Here is a 22,226-nt window from a genome sequence, read left to right on the forward strand (position 1 = left end):
CTGCGCCAGGCCGGCGGCGGCGGCGGGCTCCAGCACGCGGGCCTGCGCCGGCAGCGCCTCGCGCAACTGGCGCATGCCCTGCGCCAGGGCCGTGCGCCCAAGCTGGGCCAGCACGCCTTCGAGCCTGTGCAGCCGCTGGCGCAGGGCGCGCAGCGTGTTCTCGTCGGCCGTCTGCGCCAGGGCGTCTATCTGCAGCCCGGCCTCGTTGATGGCGGTGCGCAGCGACTGCCCAAGCGCGGCCAGCGCCTGGCGCTCGGCCCCGCGCTGCGACAGCGCCAGCAGCCAAGGCTCCACGGGCAGATGTTCCAGCGAGACGTCCAGCGGGTCGGCCGCCAGCACCTGCGCCACGCGCGTGGCCAAGCGCTGCAATTGCGCCCCCGGCGGCTCGGTGTCGGACTCCTGCAGCAGCATCTGCAGGGCCAGCAGCGCCTGCGCCACTTCCAGGGCCAACGCGGTCCAGGGCGTGCCCACGGCCGCGGCCTGCTCCAGCGCCGTCCCCAGCGCCTGCGCGGCCAGCTCCTCCTTGGGCAGCAGTTGTCTGATCGCCTGCGCCAGTTGGGCGAACACGTTGGACAGGCCCGGATGCGGCGTGCCGGCGGCGGCCCCGTCCCACAAGGCCTGCGCCGTGGCGACCTGGCGCAACGTGTGCGCCAGCAGCGCCGCGTCAGGCGCGGCCGGCAGCACATGGTCGATGTCCACCGCCGGGTGGCGCTGCAGCTCCCAGGCATGGCGCACGGCGGCCAGCCGCGGCGCGCTGCTGGCCTGGACCTGCGTGCCGGCCTGGGCACAGAAGAACAGCAGGTCGTGGGCCAGGCGCTGCGTGGCCTCGTCCACCGTGCCCAAGGGGCCGCGGCGGATTTGCGCCAGCAGCCGCGCGGACACGCGCTTGAGATGCACGTCCGGCACCAGCAGTCCCTTGGCCTGCCCCTCGTACACCGCGGCGGCCAGGCCCCACAGCGTGGCCATGCGGCCGTCGGCGGCACCGCGCGCCAGCGCGGCGAAGAGGTCGCTGAGCCGGGCCGCGGCGGGGCTGCGCGCATCGCGCATGAGCGCCAGCGTCAACTGCTCGGCGGCCGTGCGGGCGGGCCCGGCGGGCTGCAGCGGCGGCAGCCGCTCGTCGGCGGGCAGGGCCAGCCAGCGCCAGGGCACGGGCCAGAGGTCGGCCGGGTGGACGCGCTCGGCCCCGGCCAGCGTGCACAGCCGGCTCCAGGCCGGGAACAGCGCCAGCGGCGACAGCGGCGAGCCCAGGCGCCAGCGGCGCAGGTAGGCCTGCAGCGCGGCGCAGCCCTGCTCCACGGCCTCGACCAGGTTTTCCGCCGCCAGCTCGCCGCGCGTGGCCGGCGGCTCCAGCAGCGCCGCGGCGGCCTGGGGCAGCCGCGCCGTCTGCTCGAAGCCGGCGATGCGCAGCGCGCCCGCGGCCTGACGCAACTGGCGCACGGCCAACTGCTGCACCGCGGCGGCGTCGCCTTCGGCCGGCGCGGCGCCGCGGCGCAACCGCTGCAGCGTGCGCGGCACGGCTTCGAGCAGCCGCGACAGCTCCTCGTGCACGCGCGCCAGCGACTCGACGCTGGCCTGGGGCTCCAGCTCCAGCGGCGGGACGGCCGCGTCGGCCGGCGCCGGGACCATGAAATCGGACAACAGGAAGGCGTTGGAAACTTGGGAGCCCATCGGATCAACGAAGCTTGAAGCGGGCCACCGATTGGCGCAGCGCTTCGGCGCTGCGGGCGAGGTCCTGCACGCGCTGCACGGTGGAGCGCGTGCCGGCCTCGGCCTTTTCGGTGACGGCAAAAATGTGCTGAATGTTGGCGGCCACCACCGAGGCCGACTGCGCCTGCGACAGGGCCTGCTCGCAGATGCGCGCCATGTGGGCGCACAGCTCACGTGAAACGCGCGCCATGTCGCTCAACGCGGCGCCGGCGGCGTCGGTGCACTGCGTGCCCTGCGCCACGCCCTGCGTGGTGCATTGCATGGCGGCCAGGGCATCGCGGGTGTCGGCCTGCAGGCCGTGCACCAGCGCCGCAATGCGGTGTGAGGCGTCGGCCGAGCGCTCGGCCAGGTGCTGCACCTCCTGCACCACCACCGGCAAGCCGCGCCCGGCCTCGCCGGCGCCGGCGCCGGCGGCCCGTATGGCGGCGTTGAGCGCCAGGACCTTGGCCTGCCCGGCGATGCCGGCGACGAGGCCGGTGATCTCGCCGATGTCCTGCGAACGCCCGGCCAGGTGCTCCAGGCGCCGGGCGCCGTCCTGGACGTGGTGGCGCAGCGCCTGCATGCCGCGCACGCTGTCCTGCACCGCGGCCTGCCCGCGGCCGGCGGCCTGCAGCGCGTGGCGCGCCACCTCGGCGGTGTGCTGGGCCTGGGCCGAGACGTCGTGGATGTGCCCGGCCATGGCCAGCACCGATTCGCCGGTGTCGCGTATCTCGCGCAGCAGCGCGGTGGAGGCCTGAAGCTGCGCCGCGGCCGTGCGCTGCACGTCGCCCATGGTGGCGCTGACGCTGGCGGCGGTGTCCTGCACCTGGGAGACGAGCTCGCGCAGCGCCTCGACGGTGAAGTTGATGGCGTCGGCGATGGAGCCGGTGAGGTCGTCCTCGCTGACCGTGGCCTGGCGCGTGAGGTCGCCGCCGGAGACGGCCTGCAGCTCGTTCATCAGGCGCAGGATGGCGGCCTGCGTGGCCTCGTTGCGGCGCTCTTCCTCCTGGCGGCGCAGCTCGGCATCGCGCCGCCGCGCCTCGGCCAGCGCGGCGCGCTGGGCCTGCTCGCGCACGTACAGCCGCACCAGCGACGCGCCGCCGCCCAACAGGGCCAGCGTCCCCAGCACCATGAGCACCAGGGCCGCGCCGCCGAAGCCGGCCTCGCGCTCCAGGCGGTGCTGCAGGTCTTCCAGGCCGCGGCGCAGCGGCTCGCTGTCGAGCACGATGTCCTGGTGCGCGGCGCTGGCGGCGGCCAGCGGCTGCAACTGCTCCAGGATCACGCCGGCCTCGCGCCGGGTGCGGGCGAACACGTCCAGCAGCGCCAGCAGTTGCTCGCGCGCGGCGGCCTCACGCGCGGGCGGCAGGCGCAGCATGGGGTCGCCATCGAGCAGGCCGTGGGCCAGGGTGCGGAAGGCGTCGAGGTCCTGCCCAAGGCGCTGCAGCGTCTCGTGGCGGGTGTCGTGGGCGGTGAAGAATTCGATGGCGCTGCGCGGAATGCGCTGCGTGAGCAGAGAAAGCCGCCCCATGGCGGCCAGCCGCGCGGGCACGGCCTCGCGCTGCAGCTCCAGCACGGCCAGGGCCTCGGCGTCTGCAAGCAGTTGGGCGGAGAGCCCGTTGAGCACCTGCAGCGCCTGCGCGGCCTGCATCAGCCGCGACTGCTGGGACAGCACGGTGCGGGCGTTCTTTTCGGCGATCTCGGCCAGCAGCAGCAGTTGCGCCACCTTGGGCTGCAGCGCCCGCGGCGCGGGCGCCATGCCGGTGGCGCCGCGCAGGCCGCGCAGGTTGCGCGCGAGCACGCCGGCGCTGTCCTCCACCTCGGCGAAGGCCGCGGGCTGCCCGGCCAGCGCCTGCGCGGCCGACTTGGCCAGGCGCTGCGACTGCATCAGCGCCTGGCCGCAGGCGGCCACCTGGGAGGAGCCGCGCTCGGCGCGCTGCACCGCCAGCAGCGTGCCAGCCACCAGCGACGCGGTGCCCAGCGCCATGAGGCCGGCCAGCAGCCGCTGGCGCCGCACCGCGGGCTGCGCAGCCGCACGGCGCAACCGCCGCGCCGTGCGGCTGCGCGTTGAGCGCTGCATGGGCACGGTGGGCGCCATGGCGGTGTCCGAGGGCGGTGCTGGCGGCACGGCGCCGGAGGCGGCCCAGGCCGCCTGCACGGCGTGGGCACGGGCATCCAGCAGCCGGCGCAGCCTCATTGCGGCCCCGGCAGCGGCTGGGCGACGTGCAGGAAGTGCGCGTCGCGCGCCAGTGCCGCCAGGCGCAGCGCCTGCCAGGTCCGGCCCTGTCCGTCGTCGTAGAGCTCGCCCGCGAAGGCCGGCGCGCCGTCCCGTGCGGCCGGCCTGGGCAGCGATGCGAGCTGAGCCCCGTTGCGCAGCCCGGCCAGCCGGTCCACGCGCAGCAGGCAGTGCAGGCCCAGCGACGGGTGCAACGCCACCAGGTGACCGGCCGCGGGCACGCCGCCGCCGGGGCGCAGGCCCAGGAAGGCGGCCAGGTCCACCACGCCGTGGAGCTGGCCGCGCAGGTTGAGCACGCCCTCGAACCACGGCCGCGCGTGGGGCAGCGGCAGCAGCGGCGGCGCGTGCTCGACGATCTCGCCCACCTCCTGCAGCGGCAGCAGCAGCCGCAGGCCGGCGCATTCGGCGGCCAGCCACGCGGGGGCCTGGCCGGCGGGCATGTCGTGAAGCTGCTGCGCCAGCCGCGCCTGCAACTGCCGGGGATCTTCCTGGCGGGGCATGGACGGCGGTGGCGACGACGGCACGCGGCGCCTCAGCCCAGCGCCCGGATCTTGCCGAGAAGCTCCTGGGTATCCACGGGTTTGACCACGTAGTCGCGCGCGCCCTGGCGCATGCCCCAGACCTTGTCGGTCATCTGCCCCTTGCTGCTGCAGATGATCACGGGCAGATCGGCAAAGCGCTGGTCGCGCGTGATGGTGCGGGTGAGCTGAAAGCCATTGGAGCCCGGCAGCACCACGTCCATGAGGATGAGGTCGGGCTTGTCCTCGGCCAAGCTGGTGAGCGCCTGCTGTCCGTTCTCGGCCGTGCGCACGCTGTAGCCGGCCTGGCGCAGCAACTCGCTCATGTGATGCAGCTCGGTGCGGGAATCGTCCACCAGCAGGATCTTGTGAATCGGCATCGGGAGTCCTTGGGGCCGTGCAAGCTTGGAGGGAGGAATGCGCGGCAAACGCGTTCGGGTACGGAGTAGGCCTGGGACCTGCGGTCCCGGCTTCAGCCGCCGGCCGGGCCGTAGCGGGCCACGGCGTGCAGGAGCTGGTCCTTGGTGAAGGGCTTGGTCAGGTGGTCCTGTGCGCCGGCCAAGCGGGCACGGGCACGGTCGAACAGGCCGTCCTTGGAGGTGAGCATGACCAGCGGCACCTGGGCAAAGCGCGGGTTGCGCCGCAACAGCGCGCAGGTCTGGTAGCCGTCCAGGCGCGGCATGAGGATGTCGCAGAAGATGAGCGCGGGCTCGAACTCGTCGATGAGCGCCAGCGCGTCGAAGCCATCCTCGGCCAGCAGCACCTCGTGGCCTCCCTGGTGCAGGAAGATCTCGGCGCTGCGCCGGATGGTGTGGCTGTCGTCGATCACCATCACGCGCAGCGGCGTGACGGCCAGGGACGGTGCCGTGGTGGCGAAAGCGGAAGCGGGGACGGTTTCGTCGTCGATCATGGGAGCCTTCCGCTCTCAGCAAGGCCGTGGCCGCCTGCAGCAGGCACAGGCGGCGCCGTGGCTCAAAGTTGGACCATCTCGAAGTCTTCCTTGCGGGCGCCGCACTCGGGGCAGGTCCAGTTCATGGGCACGTCTTCCCAGCGGGTGCCGGGGGCAATGTCGTGCTCGGGGTCGCCGGCGGCTTCGTCATAGATCCAGCCGCAGATGAGGCACATCCAGGTTCGGGGTTCGCTCACTTGGTATTGTCAATCACTACAATCGACGGGCATTGTAGCCATGGCCTCTGGGCGTCCGGCGCGACGATCCGGCCCCGGCAACATGCCACTTTTCACAGTCCTGCGCCCGCGCGCAGCAGCTTCGCAGGCGCAGCGCCGCAGGAACTTCAGGACCACCCCCATGAACCCCGACACCAATCCCGCCGCCGCCGACGAAGCGGCGCAGGAAGCTCCTGCACCGGCCTGCGTGATGAGCTTCAACGCCGCCGACGCCAGCGGCGCGGGCGGCGTGGCCGGCGACGTGTGCACCATCGCCGCCATGGGCGCGCACGCGCTGCCCGTGACCACCTCCATCCTCATGCGCGACACCGCCGAGGTGTTCGACCACCACGAGATAGACGCCGAGGTCGTCGTGGAGCAGGCCCGCTCCGTGCTGGAAGACGTGACCATCTCGGCCTGGAAGGTCGGCTTCCTCGGCTCGGCCGAGGTGGTGGCGGCGGTGGCGGAGATCCTCTCCGACTACCCCGACGTGCCGCTGGTGGCCTACATGCCCAGCCTCTCGTGGATAGAGCAGGAAGACCAGCGCGAGCCCTACCTGGACGCCTTCCGCGAGCTCATCCTGCCCGCCACCGAGGTGCTGGTGGGCGGCCACCAGACGCTCACCGATTTCCTGCTGCCGGACTGGGAAAGCGAGCGCCCGCCCTCCGCGCGCGAGCTGGCCGTGGCCGCGGCCGAGCACGGCGCGCGCTTCGTGCTCGTCACGGGCGTGCACCTGCAGTCGCGCGGCGGCGAGCAGTACCTGGACAACGTACTGGCCTCGCCGCAGGCCGCGCTCACGGGCGAGAAGTTCGAGCGCTTCGACACCGCCTTCGTCGGCGCGGGCGACACGCTCTCCGCGGCGCTGGCCTCGCTGCTGGCGGCCGACACCGAGCTGCAGGCCGCCGTGGGCGAGGCACTGGCCTTCCTGGACCAGAGCCTGGACGCGGGCTTCCGCCCCGGCATGGGCAACGTGGTGCCCGACCGCTTCTTCTGGGCACTGCCGCCCGAAGAGGGCGCCGAGGGCGAGATGCCGCAAGCCCAGGAGGCCGAAACCCTCTCCCCCGCCAGCGACAACAACAAGGGAAGCTCCCGCCGTGTCCACTGAAACCACCAACGCCGCCCTGTTCGAACGCGCCCAAGCCGTCATCCCTGGCGGAGTGAACTCGCCCGTGCGCGCCTTCCGCGCCGTGGGCGGCACGCCGCGCTTCATCCGCAGCGCCCAGGGCGCCTACATGGTCGACGCCGAGGGCCAGCGCTACATCGACTACATCGGCTCCTGGGGTCCGATGATCCTGGGCCACGGCCACCCGGCCGTGCTCGAAGCCGTGCAGCGCGCGGCCACCGAGGGCTTCAGCTTCGGCGCGCCCACCGAGCGCGAGATCGAGCTGGTCGAGGCCATCATCGAGCAGGTGCCCAGCGTGGAGCAGTTGCGCCTGGTGAGCTCCGGCACCGAGGCCGCCATGAGCGCCATCCGCCTGGCGCGCGGCGCCACGGGGCGCTCGCTGCTGATCAAGTTCGAGGGCTGCTACCACGGCCACGCGGACGCCCTGCTGGTCAAGGCCGGGTCGGGCCTGGCCACCTTCGGCCACCCCACCAGCGCCGGCGTGCCCGCCGAGGTGGTGCAGCACACCATGGTGCTCGAATACAACAACGTCGAGCAGCTCGAAGAGGCCTTCGCGCTGCAGGGTGCCGAGATCGCCTGCGTGATGGTCGAGCCCATCGCCGGCAACATGAACTTCGTGCGCTCCAGCGTGCCCTTCATGACGCGGCTGCGCCAGCTGTGCACCCGGCACGGCGCGCTGCTGGTGCTCGACGAGGTGATGAGCGGCTTCCGCGTCGCGCTGGGCAGCGCGCAGTCCCTCTACGCCAAGCTGATCCCGGGCTTCAAGCCGGACGTGAGCGTGTTCGGCAAGGTCATCGGCGGCGGCATGCCGCTGGCGGCCTTCGGCGCCAGCCGCGCCGTCATGCAGCACCTCGCGCCGCTGGGCCCGGTCTACCAGGCCGGCACCCTCAGCGGCAACCCGGTGGCCACGGCCTGCGGCCTGGCCACGCTGCGCGAGATCGCCAAGCCCGGCTTCTTCGACGCGCTTGCCGCCAAGACCAAGCGCCTGGTGGACGGCCTGGAAACCGTGGCCCGCGAGGAAGGCGTGCCGCTGGTGGGCGACTGCGAGGGCGGCATGTTCGGCTTCTTCTTCGCCGAGTCGCTGCCGCAGAACTACAAGACCGTGATGGCCGGCGGCACCGAGCGCTTCAACCGCTTCTTCCACGCCATGCTGGATCGCGGCGTGTACCTGGCCCCGGCCATGTACGAGGCCGGCTTCGTCAGCGCCGCGCACAGCGACGCCGACATCGACGCCACGCTGGAAGCCGCGCGCACCGCACTGCGGGCCTGAGACGCAGCCACCGGCATGCGCCCGGCCCTCGCGGCCGGGCTGTAACTGTCTGGCAGCCGCCCGCGAAGCCCCTTGGGCCACTTTTAAAATTCAGCCGATGCACATCCACATCCTGGGCATCTGCGGCACCTTCATGGGCGGACTGGCGGCGCTGGCGCGCGAGGCCGGCCACCGCGTGACGGGCTGCGACGCCAACGTCTATCCGCCCATGAGCGACCAGTTGCGCGCCCTGGGCATCGACCTGATCGAGGGCTTCAGCCCGGACCAGCTCGCGCTCAAGCCGGACATGTTCGTGATCGGCAACGTGGTCAGCCGCGGCAACGCGCTGATGGAGGCCATCCTCGACGCGGGGCTGCCCTACACCAGCGGGCCGCAGTGGCTGTCGCAGGAAGTGCTGCAGGGCCGCCACGTGCTGGCCGTGGCCGGCACGCACGGCAAGACCACCACCACGTCCATGCTGGCCTGGATCCTGGAGCACGCGGGGCTGCAGCCGGGCTTCCTGGTGGGCGGCGTGCCCATGAACTTCGGCGTCTCGGCGCGGTTGGGCGCGGGCCGCAGCTTTGTGATCGAGGCCGACGAGTACGACACCGCCTTCTTCGACAAGCGCAGCAAGTTCGTCCATTACCGCCCGCGCACGGCCGTGCTCAACAACCTGGAGTTCGACCACGCGGACATCTTCCCGGACCTGGGCGCCATCGAGACCCAGTTCCACCACCTCGTGCGCACCGTGCCGGCCAGTGGACGCCTGGTGGTCAACGCCCGCGAGGAGGCCCTGCAGCGCGTGCTGGCGCGCGGCTGCTGGAGCGAGGTGCAGCGCTTCGGCACGCGCAAGGAAGAAGCCGGCACGCTGCGCGCGCGCGGCGAGCCCCATGCCTTCGACGTGCTGCGCGGCGGCCTCAAGATCGCCCGCGTGGAATGGGCCCTGTTGGGCGAGCACAACCAGCTCAACGCGCTGGCGGCGCTGGCCGCGGCCGAGCACGTGGGCGTGGCGCCTGAGCTGGCGGCCGAGGCGCTGGGCCGCTTCGAGAACGTGCGCCGCCGCCTGGAGCTGCGCGGCGAGGCCGGCGGCGTAAAGGTCTACGACGACTTCGCGCACCACCCCACCGCGCTGCGCACCACCGTCAACGGGCTGCGCCGCCGCGTTGGGCTGGACCGCATCCTGGCCGTGTTCGAGCCGCGCTCCAACACCATGAAGCTCGGCACCATGAAGGCCCAGCTGCCCTGGGCGCTGGAAGAGGCGGACCTGAGCTTCTGCCACGCCGGCGGCCTGGGCTGGAACGCGGCCGAGGCGCTGGCGCCCATGGGCGATCAGGCCCTGGTGTGCGAGGACATCGACACCCTCGTGCGCGCCGTGGTGAAGGCCGCCAGGCCCGGCGACCACATCCTGTGCATGAGCAACGGCAGCTTCGGCGGCATACACGACAAACTGCTGCAGGCCCTGGGGAAAAAGGCGTGAACACCGCCGACGAGCCCCAGGCCCGCCCCGGGGCGCCCGTCACCCACGTGCTGTACTTGCACGGCTTTCGCTCGTCGCCGCGCTCGTTCAAGGCGCAGCGCATGGCGGCCTGGATGCAGGCGCACCGGCCGGACGTGCACTGGTGGTGTCCGCAGCTGCCGCCCTCGCCGCGCGAGGCGGTCGATCTGCTGCTGCAGGGCACGGCCGACTGGCCCAAGGACGGCATGGCCGTGGTCGGCAGCTCGCTGGGCGGCTTCTACGCCACGGTGCTGGCCGAGCGGCGGAGTTGCCGCGCCGTGCTGATCAACCCGGCCGTGGAACCCGCGCGCGACCTGGCACGCTACATCGGCGAGCAAACGGCGTTTCACGATCCGCAGCAGCATTTCTTCTTCCGGGCCGAGTTCGTGGACGAGCTGCGCGAGCTGCATCCGCCGGCCATCACCAACCCCCGGCGCTACCTGGCCTTCGTCGCCACCGGCGACGAGGTGCTGGACTGGCATGAGATGGCGGCCCGCTATGCGCAATGCGGCCTGCACGTCATCGAGGGCAGCGATCACGCGCTGTCGGATTTCGACGCCCACCTGCCCCGCCTGCTGGGCTTTCTGGGCCTGCAGCCCAGCGCTGTCTGAGCCCCCTCTGAGCGGCACCTGGGCGCCTCGCGGCGCCCGTCGCGAAGCGGTGTTGGGCCGGGGTACATTGATTGCCGGCAACACGCCTGCAGTTCCCGGCCCCGCCCAGGGCTGCTGGCCAACCCGGCCGTCCAGGCAGTACCAAACCGCGTGACACCATGGATGCGAGCGCATCGGCCCAAAGCGCCCGCACCCTGGTGGCTCGCGGTGGCCGGTGCCGTTCACACCTTCCTGGAGCTCGATTCATGCGTTTGAAAGACAAGATCTGCATCGTCACCGGTGCCGCCCAAGGCATCGGACTGGCCACGGCACAGAAGTTCTGCGCGGAGGGCGCGGTGGTCGTCCTGTGCGACGTGAAGCCGGAGGCGGTGGACGCCGCCGTGGGCCAGTGCCTGGAGGCCGGCGGGCGGGCCGAGGGCCACGTGGTCAACGTCACCAACCGCGCGCAGGTGGACGCCATGGTGGCCGCGGTCAAGGCGCGCCACGGGCGCATCGACGTGCTGGTCAACAACGCCGGCATCACGCGCGACGCACGGCTGCAGAAGATGACGCTGGAGCAGTTCGACGCCGTCATCGACGTCAACCTACGCGGCGTCTTCCACTGCTCGCAGGCCGTGGCCGACACGATGGTGGCGCAGGGCAGCGGCGTCATCCTCAACGCCTCCAGCGTGGTGGGCATCTACGGCAACTTCGGCCAGACCAACTACGCGGCCACGAAGTTCGGCGTCATCGGCTTCACCAAGACCTGGTCGCGCGAGCTGGGCCCCAAGGGCGTGCGCGTCAACGCGGTGGCGCCGGGCTTCATCCAGACGCCCATCCTCGACACCATTCCCGACAAGGTCATTGACCAGCTCAAGGCCGAAGTGCCCATGGGGCGCCTGGGCAAGCCGGAAGAAATCGCCAACGCCTACGCCTTCCTGGCCAGCGACGAGGCCAGCTACGTCAACGGCGCCGTGCTCGAAGTCGCGGGCGGCCTGACCGTCTGACGAGCGGGCACATCGGCGCGCCCTGCCGCTGCGGCGACAATAGCGCCGATGTACGCCCTGTTCGATGAAGCCGGCAAGTTCCTGGCCGGCCGTGTGATGTCAGAAGCCGAGAGCTCGCTGCAGGTCGAGCTCGACTCCGGCAAGCGCGTCAAGGTGAAAACCGCCAACGTGCTGCTGAAGTTCGACAAGCCCGCACCTGCCGAGCTCCTGGCCGGCGCCCAGGCCATCGCGCCCGAGATCGATCTCGACCTGGCCTGGGAATTCGCGCCGGAAGGCGAGTTCGGCTTTGCCGCGCTGGCACGCGACTATTTCAGCGCCAACGCCTCGCTGCAGCAGCAGGTGGCGGCGCTGCTGCGCCTCTACGACGCTCCGCACTACTTCCGCCGCGCCGGCAAGGGCGTGTTCAAGAAGGCGCCTGAAGAGATCGTCAAGGCCGCGCTGCTGGGCATTGAGCGCAAGAAGCAGCTGGCCGCGCAGATCGAAAGCTGGGCCGGCGAGCTGGTGGCCGGGCGCTGCCCCGAGCCGATCCGCGAGCAGCTCTACAAGATCCTGTTCCGCCCCGACAAGAACGCCGCCGAGTACAAGGCCGTGGTGGACGCGGCCAAGCAGGCGCAGCGCGCGCCGCTGGACCTGCTCAAGGAGGCCGGCGCCATCAGCAGCCCCTACCAGTTCCATTGGCGGCGCTTCCTGTTCGAGCTGTTCCCCAAGGGCACGGGCTTCCCTGCGCTGCAGGCGCCGGCCATCAAGGAAGAGCTGCCGCTGGCGCCCGTGGCGGCTTTCTCCATCGACGACTCGGCCACCATCGAGATCGACGACGCCCTGTCCGTGCAGGGCCTAGGCAGCGGCACCGTGGTGATGGGCGTGCACATCGCCGCACCGGGCCTGGCGGTGCAGCCGGACACGCCGGTGGACAAGGTGGCGCGTGACCGCCTCTCGACCGTCTACATGCCGGGCTGGAAGCTGACCATGCTGCCCGACGAGGTGGTGCAGGCCTACACGCTCATTGAAGGCCGCGACTGCCCGGCGGTGAGCCTGTACGTCACCTTCGACGAGGCGACGCTGGAGGTGCGCTCGCGCGAGACACGGCTGGAGCGCGTGCCCATCGTGCGCAACCTGCGCCACGACCAGCTCGACGACGTCATCACCGAGGCCAGCCTGACCGGCGAAGCCCCGGCCGACTACGAGTTCGCTGCCGAGCTGGCCTTCACCTACCGCCTGGCCAGGCACCTCAAGGCGCAGCGCGAGGTGGTGCGCGGCAAGCCCGAGAATTTCAATCGCCCGGACTACAACTTCCGGCTGCTGGACAACGAGGGCGAGCCCACGGGCGACGAGACGGTGCACATCAGCACGCGGCGCCGCGGCGCGCCGCTGGACCTCATCGTGTCCGAGGCCATGATCTTGGCCAACAGCTCCTGGGGCGGCTGGCTGGCCGAGTGCGGTGTGCCGGGCATCTACCGCAGCCAGGCCAGCCTGGCGCCGGGCATCAAGGTGCGCATGGGCGTCAAGCCCGCGCCGCACGCCGGCATGGGCGTGGCGCAGTACACCTGGGCGACGTCACCGCTGCGCCGCTACGTGGACCTGGTCAACCAGTGGCAGATCATTGCCTGCGCCCGCCACGGCCGCACCGCGGCGCTGGCCGCGCCCTTCAAGCCCAAGGACGCCAGCCTCTTCTCCATCATTTCCGGCTTCGACGCGGCCTACGGCGCCTACAACGACTTCCAGCACGGCATCGAGCGCTTCTGGACGCTGCGCTGGCTGCAGCAAAACGGCGTGGCCGAGCTGGACGCCGCCGTGCTCAAGGACGGCTTGGTGCGCGCCGACACGCTGCCGCTGGTGTTCCGCGCCCTGGGCTGCGAAGGCCTGCCGCGCGGCGCGCATGTGCGCGTGCGCGTCACCGGCTGCGACCTGCTGACGCTGGATCTGCACGCCAGCCTGCTGGCGCGCCTGGACGACGCGGCGCCGTCCGCAGCGCTGGCCGAACCCGAGGCCGACGAGGCCGAGGAAGAGACCAGCGGCCCGCTGGCGCTGGCCATCGACGTGGCCGACGCCGATGCCGCCGTGGCGGCCGAGCCGCCCGCCGCGGCCGCCTGATGCCGCCATGCGCGCGCTGCGACTGCCGGCGCTGAGCCCGCTGCAGTGGGCGCTGGGCCTGTCCTTGTCGGTGCACGCAGCCCTGCTTGGGCTGCGGCTGGCCGATCCGCAATCCTTCGACCGGCTGTTCAAGGACTCGCCGCTGGAGGTGGTGCTGGTCAACGCGCAGGCGCAACAGTCGCCCAAGAAGGCGCAGGCGCTGGCGCAGTACAGCCTGGCCGGCGGCGGTGACGCCGAGTCCGGCCGCGCCACCTCGCCCCTGCCCGCCTCGGCGCTGGAGGCGCCGGGCAACGACAGCGAGGACGCGCAGCGCCAGATCGAGCAGCTCCAAACCCAGCAGCAGCAGATGCTGGCGCTGCTGCGCGAGGCGCTGGCGCAGGTGCCCCAGCCCGACCCCCGGCGCGAGGCCGGCAACCCGGCCGCGCATGAGCAGGAGGAGCGCCAGCGCCGGCTGCAGCGCCAGCTCGCCGAGATAGAGCGCCGCGTGAACGAGGAGAACGCCCGTCCGCGCAAGCGCTACGTCAGCCCCGCCACGCGCGAAGTGGCCTACGCGCGCTACTACGACGCGCTGCGCCGCCGCATCGAGGCCCGCGGCACGCAGGACTTCCCGCAGGTGCAGGGCCGCAAGCTCTACGGCGAGCTGACCATGGGCATCACCGTCGATGCCCAGGGCCGCGTGGTGCAGACCAAGGTGCTCAAGCCTTCCGAGCAGCCGCTGCTGGACCGCCGCGCGCAGGCCATCGTCCAGGCCGCTTCGCCCTACGGCCCCTTCGGACCCGAACTGCGCGTGCAGGCCGACCTGCTCGTGGTCACCGCGCGCTTTCGCTTCACCCGCGAGGACGGCGTGGAAGCCATCCCGTTGGCCACCCCCTGACAACCCTCCACCTCCTCCACTCTTTATGAGCGACCTCGACCGCTACGCCGTCTTCGGCCACCCCGTGCAGCACAGCATGTCGCCGCAGATCCACCAGGCCTTCGCCGAGCAGACCGGGCAGTGCCTGGCCTACTCGCGGCTGTGGGCGCCGCTGGACGGCTTCGAGGCCGTGCTGCGCGCTTTCGTGGCCGGCGGCGGGCGCGGCGCCAACGTGACGGTGCCCTTCAAGTTCGAGGCGCTGCGCCTGGCCACGCGCCGCACCGGGCGCGCGGAGCTGGCGCAGGCGGCCAACGTGCTGAGCTTCGAGGGCGAGGAGATCGTGGCCGACAACAGCGACGGCGTGGGCCTGGTGCGCGACATCGAGGCCAACGCCGGCTGCGCGCTGGGCGGCCGCCGCTTGCTGCTGGTGGGTGCGGGCGGTGCGGGCGCGGGCGTGCTGGGCCCGCTGCTGCAAGCCGCACCGGCGGAGCTGGTGGTGGTCAACCGCACCGAGGAACGCGCGCAGGACCTGGTGCTGCGCCACGCCGAGCTGGCGCAGGCCAGTGGCGTGCGGCTGCACACGGCCACGCTGCACGCGCCGGGCGAAGGCTTCGACGTGGTCATCAACGCCAGCGCCAGCAGCCTGGAGGGCGCGGCCTCGCCCGTGCCGGCCTCGGCGCTGGGCAGCGGCGCGCTGGCGGTGGACCTGATGTACGGACCCAAGGCGCAGCCCTTCATGGATTGGGCCCGGCTGCACGGCGCTCAACCGCGCGACGGCCTGGGCATGCTGGTGGAGCAGGCCGCCGAGGCCTTTGCCGCCTGGCGCGGCGTGCGCCCCGACACGGCCCCGGTGCTGGCAGCGCTGCGCGCCCTCAAGGGCTGAAGGCGTCCAGGCGGCGATGAAAGCGGCGGCGTCCCTGCCGGCGGCCCAGGCGCGCAGACCGGCCGGCGTGCTGCGCCAGCTCGCACGCCTGCTGGCGCTGCTGTTCATCTGCGCGCTGTCGCTGCAGCTCTATTTCGTTGGGCGCATTGCGCTCATGCGCTGGGTGGACCCGGCGTCCACCAGCTTCGAGCGCAGCGAGGCCTGGCGGCTGCTGCGCGAGAAGGGGCGCATCGATTGGGCGCAGCAGTGGGTGGATGAGGACCGTATCTCGCCGCACCTGAAACGCTCCGTGATCGCCAGCGAGGACGCCGGCTTCACGCAGCACGGCGGCGTGGAGTGGGACGCGATTGAAAGCGCCTGGAACAAGAACCAGCGCGCCCAGGCGCGCGCGGAAAAGCTCAACGAACTGGCCAGCCGCCGCGCCAGCGTGCGCGGACGCGAACCGCCGCCGGCCTCGGCGCCCAAGGTGATTGGCGGCTCCACCATCACACAGCAACTGGCCAAGAACCTGTTCCTGGACAGCGAGCGCACGCTGGTGCGCAAGGGTCAGGAGTTCGTCATCACGCTGACGCTGGAGGCGCTGCTGGGCAAGCGGCGCATCCTGGAGATTTATCTCAATCACGTCGAATGGGGCGAAGGCGTGTTCGGCGCGCAGGCGGCGGCGCGGCACTACTTCCGCACCGACGCGGCCAAGCTGGGCCCCGGCCCGGCGGCGCGGCTGGCGGTGATGCTGCCGGCGCCCAAGCGCTTCGAGCAGCGGCCGGCCTCGCCCTACGTCGTCTCGCGCGCGGCCACCATTGCCGCGCGCGCCGGGGCGGTGCAGCTGCCCTGAACGGGGCAACCGGAACGCGCGCTGCGCACCGCCCGGTATCCGGGTTGTCACGGAGGGCCAGCCTGCCCTTCCTAAAATGGGCCACATGGCAACACCTCAAAGCGCCGAGATCGCCGCCGCCGCCGCCCGGCTGGTGGTGGAGGAAGGCATGGAATACGGCCCGGCCAAGAAGCGCGCCGCGCGCGACTTGGGCCGCGGGCGCGGCACCGAGCTGCCCAGCAACGACGCCGTGGAGGAGCAGGTGCGCGAGTACCTGCAGGTCTTCTGCGCCGACACGCAGCCCGCCGAGCTGGCCGCGCTGCGCCGCGTGGCGCTGCGCTGGATGCAGCGGCTGGCGGAGTTCCGCCCTCACCTGTCCGGCGCGGCCTGGCGCGGCACGGCCACGCGGCTGTCCAACCTGCACCTGGACCTGTATTGCGACGACCCCAAGTCGGCCGAGATCACGCTGCTCAACCAGGGCGTGGATTACGAGCTGGTGGGACAGCAGTCGCGCGGCGCCGGGCAGGAGCCTTACGACGTGCTCAGCGTTGCCGGCCGCAGCGAGGAGCTGGGCGAAATGATCACGGTGTTCCTGCACATCCGCGACCTGGACGAGTTGCGCGGCGCGCTCAAGCCCGACGCCACCGGCCGCACCCTGCGCGGCGACACGGCGGCGCTGCGCCGGCTGCTGGAGGGCGACGCGGCATGAAGCGCCGGCTGTGGATCACGACGGCCGTGGCCGCCGCGGCCGGCGGCGCGGGCCTGGCCTGGTGGCGCTCGCAACCGCAGGGCACGCCGGCCCCCGAGGCGCTGTGGACGCTGGAGCTGGAACGGCCGCAAGGCGGCGCGCTGGTGCTGTCGGCCTTGCGCGGCCAGCCGCTGCTGGTGAACTTCTGGGCCACCTGGTGCCCGCCCTGCATCAAGGAAATGCCGGAGATCGACCGCTTCAGCCGCGACTTCAAGGCGCGCGGCGGCCATGTGCTGGGCGTGGCGGTGGACGGCGCGGCGCCGGTGCGCGAGTTCCTGCAAAAGCGCCCGGTGGGCTACGACGTGGCCCTGGCCGGCCTGGCCGGCAGCGAGCTCATGCGCCAGTTGGGCAACACCGGGGGCGTGCTGCCCTACACCGTGCTGCTCGACGCCCAAGGCCATATCCGCCGACAAAAACCCGGGGAAACGACGCGCGAGGAACTTTCCCGATGGGTGTCCGACCTGGGATGAGGCCTGAAAAAAGGCTGTTGAGGCCGTAACAGACGCTTGCGTCCCGCGTGACGAAACCTTGAGCCCGCTCAACGACCCATCGCGCTGAATTTTTACGAACCTGACGGCAACCGCAGGCAAAACGCGTAAAGTTCGGCCCTTTGCATTTCCGGGGCAGGGAAAACCTGTGCCGGACGCAACGTCAGGATCACTCCGCAGGCGTTACATCTATCCCGTGCAAAACGTGCCGGAAGCCGACGGATGGCTGACGTTGACGACAAACCCTTGAACGAAAAAGGTGCGCTGGCCATGACACGTTCGTGGCCGTCGCCCTGGCTCTGGAGAAGCTGATGGATCTGCGCAAGCTCAAGACCTTGATCGACCTCGTGTCGGAATCGAACATCTCTGAACTGGAGATCACGGAAGCCGACGGCAAGGTCCGCATCGTCAAGGCCGACCCGCTTGCCAACGCGGCCGCCGCCGCTCCCGCGCCGGTGCTGCAGGCCGCCGCAGCCCCCGTTCAACTGGCGCCCGCACCGCAGGCTGCGCCCAAGGCGGCCGACGCGCCGGCCGCGATCACCGGCCACATCGTGAAGTCGCCCATGGTGGGCACGCTCTACCACTCGTCCAGCCCGGGCGCCAAGGCGTTTGCCGACGTGGGCCAGACCGTCAAGGAAGGCGACACGATCTGCATCATCGAGGCCATGAAGATCATGAACGAGATCGAGGCCGACAAGTCCGGCACCATCACGCAGGTGCTGTGCGAGAACGGCCAGGCGGTCGAATACGGCCAGCCGCTGTTCGTCATCGAGTAAGCCTGCAGGCGCTCTTCGCGCGCCGCTGTCCGCCACCCCCGCGGCGGGCTGCAACGGCGCGGATTCCAGCCCAATCCGGGACGGCGACCGAGCCGCAGAGAAGAAAGCATGTTCAAGAAGATATTGATCGCCAACCGCGGCGAGATTGCACTGCGCATCCAGCGCGCCTGCCGCGAGCTGGGCGTGAAGTCGGTGGTGGTGTATTCCGAAGCCGACCGCGACGCCAAGTACGTGCGCCTGGCTGACGAGGCGGTGTGCATAGGCCCGGCGCCCTCGGCGCAGAGCTACCTCAACATGCCGGCCATCATCTCCACCGCGGAGGTGACGGATGCCGAGGCCATCCACCCTGGCTACGGCTTCCTGTCGGAGAACGCCAACTTCGCCGAGCGCGTGGAAAAGAGCGGCTTCACCTTCATTGGTCCGACGCCGGAATCCATCCGCATCATGGGCGACAAGGTCGCGGCCAAGCAGGCCATGATCAAGTCCGGCGTGCCTTGCGTGCCCGGCTCCGAGGGCGCGCTGCCTGAGGACCCGAAGGAGATCATCCGCATCGCGCGCACCATCGGCTACCCGGTGATCATCAAGGCGGCCGGCGGCGGCGGCGGGCGCGGCATGCGCGTGGTGCACACCGAAGCGGCGCTCATCCACGCCGTGCAGACCACGCGCCAGGAAGCGGGCGCGGCCTTCGGCAACCCGGCCGTGTACATGGAGAAGTTCCTGGAGAACCCCAGGCACATCGAGATCCAGGTGCTGGCCGACGAGCACAAGGGCGCCGTGTGGCTGGGCGAGCGCGACTGCTCCATGCAGCGCCGCCACCAGAAGATCATCGAAGAGGCGCCGGCGCCGGGCGTTCCGCGCCGGCTCATAGACCGCGTGGGCGACCGCTGTGCCGCCGCGTGCAAGAAGATCGGCTACCGCGGCGCGGGCACCTTCGAGTTCCTGTACGAGAACGGCGAGTTCTACTTCATCGAGATGAACACGCGTGTGCAGGTGGAGCATCCGGTGACGGAGCTGGTCAGCGGCATCGACATCGTGCAGATGCAGATCCGCGTGGCCGCCGGCGAGAAGCTGCCCTTCACCCAGCGCCAGATCCAGACGCGCGGCCATGCCATCGAGTGCCGCATCAACGCCGAGGACGCCTACAAGTTCACCCCCTCGCCGGGCCGCATCACCATGTGGCATCCGCCCGGCGGCCCCGGCGTGCGCGTGGACTCGCATGCCTACACCAATTATTTCGTCCCGCCGCATTACGACTCGATGATCGGCAAGATCATCGTCTACGGTGATACGCGCGAGCAGGCCCTGGCGCGCATGCGCACGGCGCTCGACGAAACCGTGGTCGAAGGCATCCAGACCAACATCCCGCTGCACCGCGAGCTGATGCTGGACGCCAACTTCATCGAGGGCGGTACCAGCATCCATTACCTGGAAGGCTGGCTGGCCCAGCACAAGAGGTAATTGCTGATGTACGAACTGGTGCTGCGCGCGCCGGAAGCGCTGGTGGAACCGGTGTCCGAAGCGCTGATGGACGAGCTGGAAGCGCTGTCGGTGTCGGTGGAGGACGCCGATGTCGATACCGATGCCGAACAGGCCCTGTTCGGCGAACCCGGCCTGCCCGCGCCCAAGAGCGGCTGGCAGCGCTCGACGATCAAGGCCTTGTTTGCCGAGGAGTCGCAGGCCACCGAGGCGGCCGCGCTGCTGCTGGCCCAGGACTGGGCCGACGAGCTGCACGTGCAGTCGCTGCAGGCCGTGGAAGACCAGGACTGGGTGCGCCTGACGCAATCGCAGTTCGAGCCCGTGCAGGTCACGCCGGCGTTCTGGATAGTCCCGAGCTGGCACGAGCCGCCGCAGCAGGCGCAGCAGGTGATCCGCCTGGACCCGGGCCTGGCTTTCGGCACGGGCACGCACCCGACCACGCGCATGTGCCTGCGCTGGATCGCGCAGCAAAGCGCCGAGCGCCGCGCGCGCTGGGAACGTGTGCTGGACTACGGCTGCGGGTCGGGCATCCTGGCCATTGGCGCGGCGCTGCACGGCGCGCGCGACATCGATGCGGTGGACATCGACCCCGCCGCGGTGCAGGCCACGCAGGACAACGCGCAGGCCAACGGCGTGCAGTTGCGCGCCGGGCTGCCGGAGCTGGCGCAGGGCCGCTACCCGCTGGTGCTGGCCAACATCCTGGCCACGCCGCTGAAGCTGCTGGCGCCGCTGCTCACCGGCCACGTGGCTGCGGGCGGCGACCTGGTGCTGGCGGGCATCCTGGAGCGCCAGGCCGACGAGCTCAAGGCCGCCTACGCTTCGTGGTGCGAGCTGCAGGTCAGCGACAGCCAGGAAGGCTGGGTGCTGATGACCGCGCGCATGGCCGGAGATGCCTGATCAGCCCATGAACCAGGCCGCGCGCTGCCCAAAATGCCGCACGGCCTTCCGCGTACAGCCGCAGTTGCTGCAGACCTCCGGCGGTTGGGCGCGCTGTGGCCAGTGCGGCGAAGTTTTCAATGCGCTGCAGGCGCTGGTGGCGGTGGCGCCCTCCCCGCCGCCGCCCGCACGGCCGGCACCGGCTGGAGCGCCGGCGTCCAGCCCCTGGGCCGGACCGGGCCCCGCGGGTCGCGCCGCGAATACCAGCCAGGCGCAAAACAGCCGCTTGCCGCCCGTGTCGTCGCTGTACCGCCGCGCCGAGCCTGGGCCCGCCGCGACGCTGCCCCCTCGCCCAACACCGGCGTCACCGGCCTTCGTGCCGCCCGCAAAGCCCGCCTTCACGCCGCGCGCAGCGGATCTCCCGCCGACGGTTGCATCGACACCCACGCCATTTGCCGACGTGCCTGCGGCCCCTGCGGCCTGGGAGAACTCGCGCTTTCCCGCCGCCGCCGCATACGGGCTGGACGATATGGTCGCACCCGGCATCGCGGTACAAACGCCCTCGGAGCCGCCCGCCAGCCCAAGCGCAGCGGCTGCCGACAGTGCAATGCCTTCCGCACCGGTGGCGCTGCCGGAGCCCGTGGCCACGGCCGGCGCCAGCCGCACACCGCCCTCCTTTCTTCAGGCACCGGCGCCCGCACGCGAGCCCACCGAGGTCCAGCGCACCTGGTGGTCGGCCGCCGTCACGGTGCTGGCGCTGACGGCACTGCTGCAGGCCGCGCTCATTGCCCGGCCAACGCTGAGCGCGCGCTATCCCGCCATGCGCCCGCTGCTGCACCCGCTGTGCGTGCTCACGCGCTGCAACGCCGAGGCCGCGCCGCGCCACCTGGCCGCGCTGGCCGTGGAGAGCAGCGCGCTGTCTCGCCTGTCCGGCAACGACCAGCGCTACCGGCTCTCGCTGGTGCTGCGCAACCGCGACACGCAGGCGCTGCGCTGGCCCGCCATCGAGCTGCGGCTCACCGACGCCCAAGGCGTGCTGCTGGTGAAAAAGGTTCTGCGCGTGCGCGACTTGGGCGCCACTGTGGCCGCCATCCCTCCGGGCCAGGAGCAACCGCTCCAGGCCGTGTTGGACATGGGCACGCAGCCCGTGGCGGGCTACTCGGTCGAACTCTTCTATCCCTGACCCCCGGAGCTTCCATGCCCGTTCTCGTTTGCGGCTCATTGGCCTTCGACACCATCACCACCTTCCCCGGCCGCTTTGCACAGCAGATCCTGCCGGAGCAGGTGCACATCCTGAACGTGTCCTTCCTGGTGCCGACGATGCGGCGCGAGTTCGGCGGCTGCGCGGGCAACATCGCCTACACGCTCAAGGCGCTGGGCGGCGAGCCGGTGGTGGCCGCGGCGCTGGGCAACGACGGCGCTCCCTACCTGCAGCGGCTGCAGGACCTGGGCATAGACAGCTCCTGCGTGCGCGTGGAAGCCGACAGCTACACGGCGCAGGCGATGATCATCACCGACACCGACAACAACCAGATCACCGCCTTCCACCCCGGCGCGATGCAGCAGGCGCACCTGATTGACGTGCCCGCCCGCGACGATCTGGCCCTGGGCATCGTGGCGCCCGACGGCCGCGACGCCATGCTGCGCCACGCCGCGCAGTTGCAAGAGCGCGGCATCCCCTTCGTGTTCGACCCGGGCCAAGGCCTGCCCATGTTCGACGGCGAGGCACTGCGCGGCTTCATCGCGCAGGCCACCTGGGTGGCGGTCAACGACTACGAGGCGCGCATGCTGTGCGAGCGCACAGGCCAGAGCCTGGAGCAGATCTCGCGCCAGCCGCATCTCCAGGGCGTGATCGTGACCTTGGGCGCGCAGGGCTGCGAGGTCTGGGTGCAGGGCGAGCGCACGCTGGTGGCGGGCGTGGAGGCTGAGCGCGTGGTCGACCCCACGGGCTGCGGCGACGCCTTCCGCGGCGGCTTGCTCTACGGCCTGGAGCGCGGCTGGGAACTGGTGCGCTGCGTCGAGTTGGGCAACCGCATGGGCGCGCTCAAGATTGCGCAGGCCGGCCCGCAGAACCACCGCGTCGAGCCCATTGCCGCTTGAGCACTGCGGGCAACGCGACAGCCATTGAAATGAACAAGGGCCCAACGGGCCCTTGTTTT

Annotated in this window: 21 protein-coding genes and 1 pseudogene; 16 read left to right on the forward strand and 6 right to left on the reverse strand. The window is 71.4% G+C overall.

Going from position 1 to position 22,226, the window contains the following annotated elements:
• From SM757_RS31800 to SM757_RS31825, 6 genes and pseudogenes are all read right to left on the reverse strand, one after another.
• A pseudogene (locus tag SM757_RS31800) lies at window positions 1–1,668 on the reverse strand (hypothetical protein); the annotation flags it as partial.
• A 4-nt stretch (window positions 1,669–1,672) separates the two neighbouring features.
• The gene (locus tag SM757_RS31805; protein ID WP_322468417.1) at window positions 1,673–3,880 is read right to left on the reverse strand and encodes a methyl-accepting chemotaxis protein; all 2,208 of its coding nucleotides are present in this window, start codon (window positions 3,878–3,880) and stop codon (window positions 1,673–1,675) included.
• On the reverse strand, window positions 3,877–4,419 hold the full coding sequence (locus SM757_RS31810) for a chemotaxis protein CheW (protein ID WP_322468418.1): 543 nt from the start codon (window positions 4,417–4,419) through the stop codon (window positions 3,877–3,879). The genes SM757_RS31805 and SM757_RS31810 overlap by 4 nt, the downstream gene beginning before the upstream one ends.
• A 32-nt stretch (window positions 4,420–4,451) precedes the next feature.
• The gene (locus tag SM757_RS31815; protein ID WP_066336927.1) at window positions 4,452–4,817 is read right to left on the reverse strand and encodes a response regulator; all 366 of its coding nucleotides are present in this window, start codon (window positions 4,815–4,817) and stop codon (window positions 4,452–4,454) included.
• A gap of 92 nt (window positions 4,818–4,909) precedes the next feature.
• Entirely contained in the window at window positions 4,910–5,269 is a 360-nt protein-coding gene (locus SM757_RS31820; RefSeq protein ID WP_066337038.1) for a response regulator, read from the reverse strand.
• 140 nt (window positions 5,270–5,409) lie between these two features.
• Entirely contained in the window at window positions 5,410–5,562 is a 153-nt protein-coding gene (locus SM757_RS31825; protein WP_066336931.1) for a rubredoxin, read from the reverse strand.
• A gap of 181 nt (window positions 5,563–5,743) precedes the next feature.
• On the opposite strand from SM757_RS31825, the gene thiD reads away from it, so the two are divergent.
• The 16 genes from thiD to SM757_RS31905 all read left to right on the forward strand — a co-directional run bounded on the left by thiD (window position 5,744) and on the right by SM757_RS31905 (window position 22,167).
• Complete coding sequence (gene thiD / locus SM757_RS31830; protein WP_066336933.1) at window positions 5,744–6,706, forward strand: bifunctional hydroxymethylpyrimidine kinase/phosphomethylpyrimidine kinase; 963 nt, start codon at window positions 5,744–5,746, stop codon at window positions 6,704–6,706.
• Window positions 6,696–7,994 (forward strand): glutamate-1-semialdehyde 2,1-aminomutase, encoded by a 1,299-nt coding sequence (hemL, locus tag SM757_RS31835; RefSeq protein ID WP_322468419.1) that lies wholly within the window; start codon window positions 6,696–6,698, stop codon window positions 7,992–7,994. The genes thiD and hemL overlap by 11 nt, the downstream gene beginning before the upstream one ends.
• Before the next feature lie 97 nt (window positions 7,995–8,091).
• Window positions 8,092–9,450 (forward strand): UDP-N-acetylmuramate:L-alanyl-gamma-D-glutamyl-meso-diaminopimelate ligase, encoded by a 1,359-nt coding sequence (gene mpl / locus SM757_RS31840; protein ID WP_322468420.1) that lies wholly within the window; start codon window positions 8,092–8,094, stop codon window positions 9,448–9,450.
• Window positions 9,447–10,079 (forward strand): YqiA/YcfP family alpha/beta fold hydrolase, encoded by a 633-nt coding sequence (locus SM757_RS31845; protein WP_322468421.1) that lies wholly within the window; start codon window positions 9,447–9,449, stop codon window positions 10,077–10,079. The genes mpl and SM757_RS31845 overlap by 4 nt, the downstream gene beginning before the upstream one ends.
• A 245-nt stretch (window positions 10,080–10,324) precedes the next feature.
• On the forward strand, window positions 10,325–11,065 hold the full coding sequence (gene fabG, locus SM757_RS31850; RefSeq protein WP_066336944.1) for a 3-oxoacyl-ACP reductase FabG: 741 nt from the start codon (window positions 10,325–10,327) through the stop codon (window positions 11,063–11,065).
• Window positions 11,066–11,113: 48 nt separating this feature from the next.
• Complete coding sequence (locus SM757_RS31855; RefSeq protein WP_322468422.1) at window positions 11,114–13,156, forward strand: ribonuclease catalytic domain-containing protein; 2,043 nt, start codon at window positions 11,114–11,116, stop codon at window positions 13,154–13,156.
• A 7-nt stretch (window positions 13,157–13,163) separates the two neighbouring features.
• Entirely contained in the window at window positions 13,164–14,030 is an 867-nt protein-coding gene (locus tag SM757_RS31860; RefSeq protein WP_174548622.1) for an energy transducer TonB family protein, read from the forward strand.
• 25 nt (window positions 14,031–14,055) lie between these two features.
• Window positions 14,056–14,892 carry a shikimate dehydrogenase gene (aroE, locus tag SM757_RS31865; protein WP_322468423.1) on the forward strand — a complete coding sequence of 279 codons (837 nt, stop codon included), beginning with the start codon at window positions 14,056–14,058 and terminating at the stop codon, window positions 14,890–14,892.
• Between the two features lie 16 nt (window positions 14,893–14,908).
• Complete coding sequence (locus tag SM757_RS31870; RefSeq protein WP_322468424.1) at window positions 14,909–15,724, forward strand: transglycosylase domain-containing protein; 816 nt, start codon at window positions 14,909–14,911, stop codon at window positions 15,722–15,724.
• A gap of 85 nt (window positions 15,725–15,809) precedes the next feature.
• A complete protein-coding gene (locus tag SM757_RS31875; RefSeq protein WP_066337045.1) occupies window positions 15,810–16,412 on the forward strand; it encodes a hypothetical protein in 603 nt (200 codons plus the stop codon).
• On the forward strand, window positions 16,409–16,921 hold the full coding sequence (locus SM757_RS31880; protein ID WP_322468425.1) for a TlpA family protein disulfide reductase: 513 nt from the start codon (window positions 16,409–16,411) through the stop codon (window positions 16,919–16,921). The genes SM757_RS31875 and SM757_RS31880 overlap by 4 nt, the downstream gene beginning before the upstream one ends.
• 329 nt (window positions 16,922–17,250) lie before the next feature.
• Window positions 17,251–17,715: an acetyl-CoA carboxylase biotin carboxyl carrier protein gene (accB, locus tag SM757_RS31885; RefSeq protein ID WP_066336953.1), complete on the forward strand. Its 465-nt coding sequence runs from the start codon at window positions 17,251–17,253 to the stop codon at window positions 17,713–17,715.
• A 108-nt stretch (window positions 17,716–17,823) separates the two neighbouring features.
• Window positions 17,824–19,173: an acetyl-CoA carboxylase biotin carboxylase subunit gene (gene accC, locus SM757_RS31890; protein WP_066336955.1), complete on the forward strand. Its 1,350-nt coding sequence runs from the start codon at window positions 17,824–17,826 to the stop codon at window positions 19,171–19,173.
• A 6-nt stretch (window positions 19,174–19,179) separates the two neighbouring features.
• The gene (gene prmA, locus SM757_RS31895) at window positions 19,180–20,088 is read left to right on the forward strand and encodes a 50S ribosomal protein L11 methyltransferase (RefSeq protein WP_322468426.1); all 909 of its coding nucleotides are present in this window, start codon (window positions 19,180–19,182) and stop codon (window positions 20,086–20,088) included.
• The gene (locus SM757_RS31900) at window positions 20,081–21,250 is read left to right on the forward strand and encodes a DUF3426 domain-containing protein (protein ID WP_322468427.1); all 1,170 of its coding nucleotides are present in this window, start codon (window positions 20,081–20,083) and stop codon (window positions 21,248–21,250) included. Before prmA ends, SM757_RS31900 begins: the two co-directional genes overlap by 8 nt.
• A gap of 14 nt (window positions 21,251–21,264) precedes the next feature.
• Complete coding sequence (locus SM757_RS31905; protein WP_066336963.1) at window positions 21,265–22,167, forward strand: carbohydrate kinase family protein; 903 nt, start codon at window positions 21,265–21,267, stop codon at window positions 22,165–22,167.
• Window positions 22,168–22,226: the final 59 nt, after the last annotated feature.

It is taken from the genome of Azohydromonas lata (assembly GCF_034427735.1).
Classification (GTDB): Bacteria; Pseudomonadota; Gammaproteobacteria; order Burkholderiales; family Burkholderiaceae_C; genus Azohydromonas; species Azohydromonas lata.

Bases quoted from the DNA above. Each gene is read 5' to 3' on its own strand.
- SM757_RS31805 (WP_322468417.1), bottom strand. From the start codon at position 3,880: ATGAGGCTGCGCCGGCTGCTGGATGCCCGTGCCCACGCCGTGCAGGCG.
- SM757_RS31810 (WP_322468418.1), bottom strand. From the start codon at position 4,419: ATGCCCCGCCAGGAAGATCCCCGGCAGTTGCAGGCGCGGCTGGCGCAG.
- SM757_RS31815 (WP_066336927.1), bottom strand. From the start codon at position 4,817: ATGCCGATTCACAAGATCCTGCTGGTGGACGATTCCCGCACCGAGCTG.
- SM757_RS31820 (WP_066337038.1), bottom strand. From the start codon at position 5,269: ATGGTGATCGACGACAGCCACACCATCCGGCGCAGCGCCGAGATCTTC.
- SM757_RS31825 (WP_066336931.1), bottom strand. From the start codon at position 5,562: ATGTGCCTCATCTGCGGCTGGATCTATGACGAAGCCGCCGGCGACCCC.
- thiD (WP_066336933.1), top strand. From the start codon at position 5,744: ATGAACCCCGACACCAATCCCGCCGCCGCCGACGAAGCGGCGCAGGAA.
- mpl (WP_322468420.1), top strand. From the start codon at position 8,092: ATGCACATCCACATCCTGGGCATCTGCGGCACCTTCATGGGCGGACTG.
- fabG (WP_066336944.1), top strand. From the start codon at position 10,325: ATGCGTTTGAAAGACAAGATCTGCATCGTCACCGGTGCCGCCCAAGGC.
- SM757_RS31855 (WP_322468422.1), top strand. From the start codon at position 11,114: ATGTACGCCCTGTTCGATGAAGCCGGCAAGTTCCTGGCCGGCCGTGTG.
- SM757_RS31860 (WP_174548622.1), top strand. From the start codon at position 13,164: ATGCGCGCGCTGCGACTGCCGGCGCTGAGCCCGCTGCAGTGGGCGCTG.
- aroE (WP_322468423.1), top strand. From the start codon at position 14,056: ATGAGCGACCTCGACCGCTACGCCGTCTTCGGCCACCCCGTGCAGCAC.
- SM757_RS31870 (WP_322468424.1), top strand. From the start codon at position 14,909: ATGAAAGCGGCGGCGTCCCTGCCGGCGGCCCAGGCGCGCAGACCGGCC.
- SM757_RS31875 (WP_066337045.1), top strand. From the start codon at position 15,810: ATGGCAACACCTCAAAGCGCCGAGATCGCCGCCGCCGCCGCCCGGCTG.
- SM757_RS31880 (WP_322468425.1), top strand. From the start codon at position 16,409: ATGAAGCGCCGGCTGTGGATCACGACGGCCGTGGCCGCCGCGGCCGGC.
- accB (WP_066336953.1), top strand. From the start codon at position 17,251: ATGGATCTGCGCAAGCTCAAGACCTTGATCGACCTCGTGTCGGAATCG.
- accC (WP_066336955.1), top strand. From the start codon at position 17,824: ATGTTCAAGAAGATATTGATCGCCAACCGCGGCGAGATTGCACTGCGC.
- prmA (WP_322468426.1), top strand. From the start codon at position 19,180: ATGTACGAACTGGTGCTGCGCGCGCCGGAAGCGCTGGTGGAACCGGTG.
- SM757_RS31900 (WP_322468427.1), top strand. From the start codon at position 20,081: ATGCCTGATCAGCCCATGAACCAGGCCGCGCGCTGCCCAAAATGCCGC.
- SM757_RS31905 (WP_066336963.1), top strand. From the start codon at position 21,265: ATGCCCGTTCTCGTTTGCGGCTCATTGGCCTTCGACACCATCACCACC.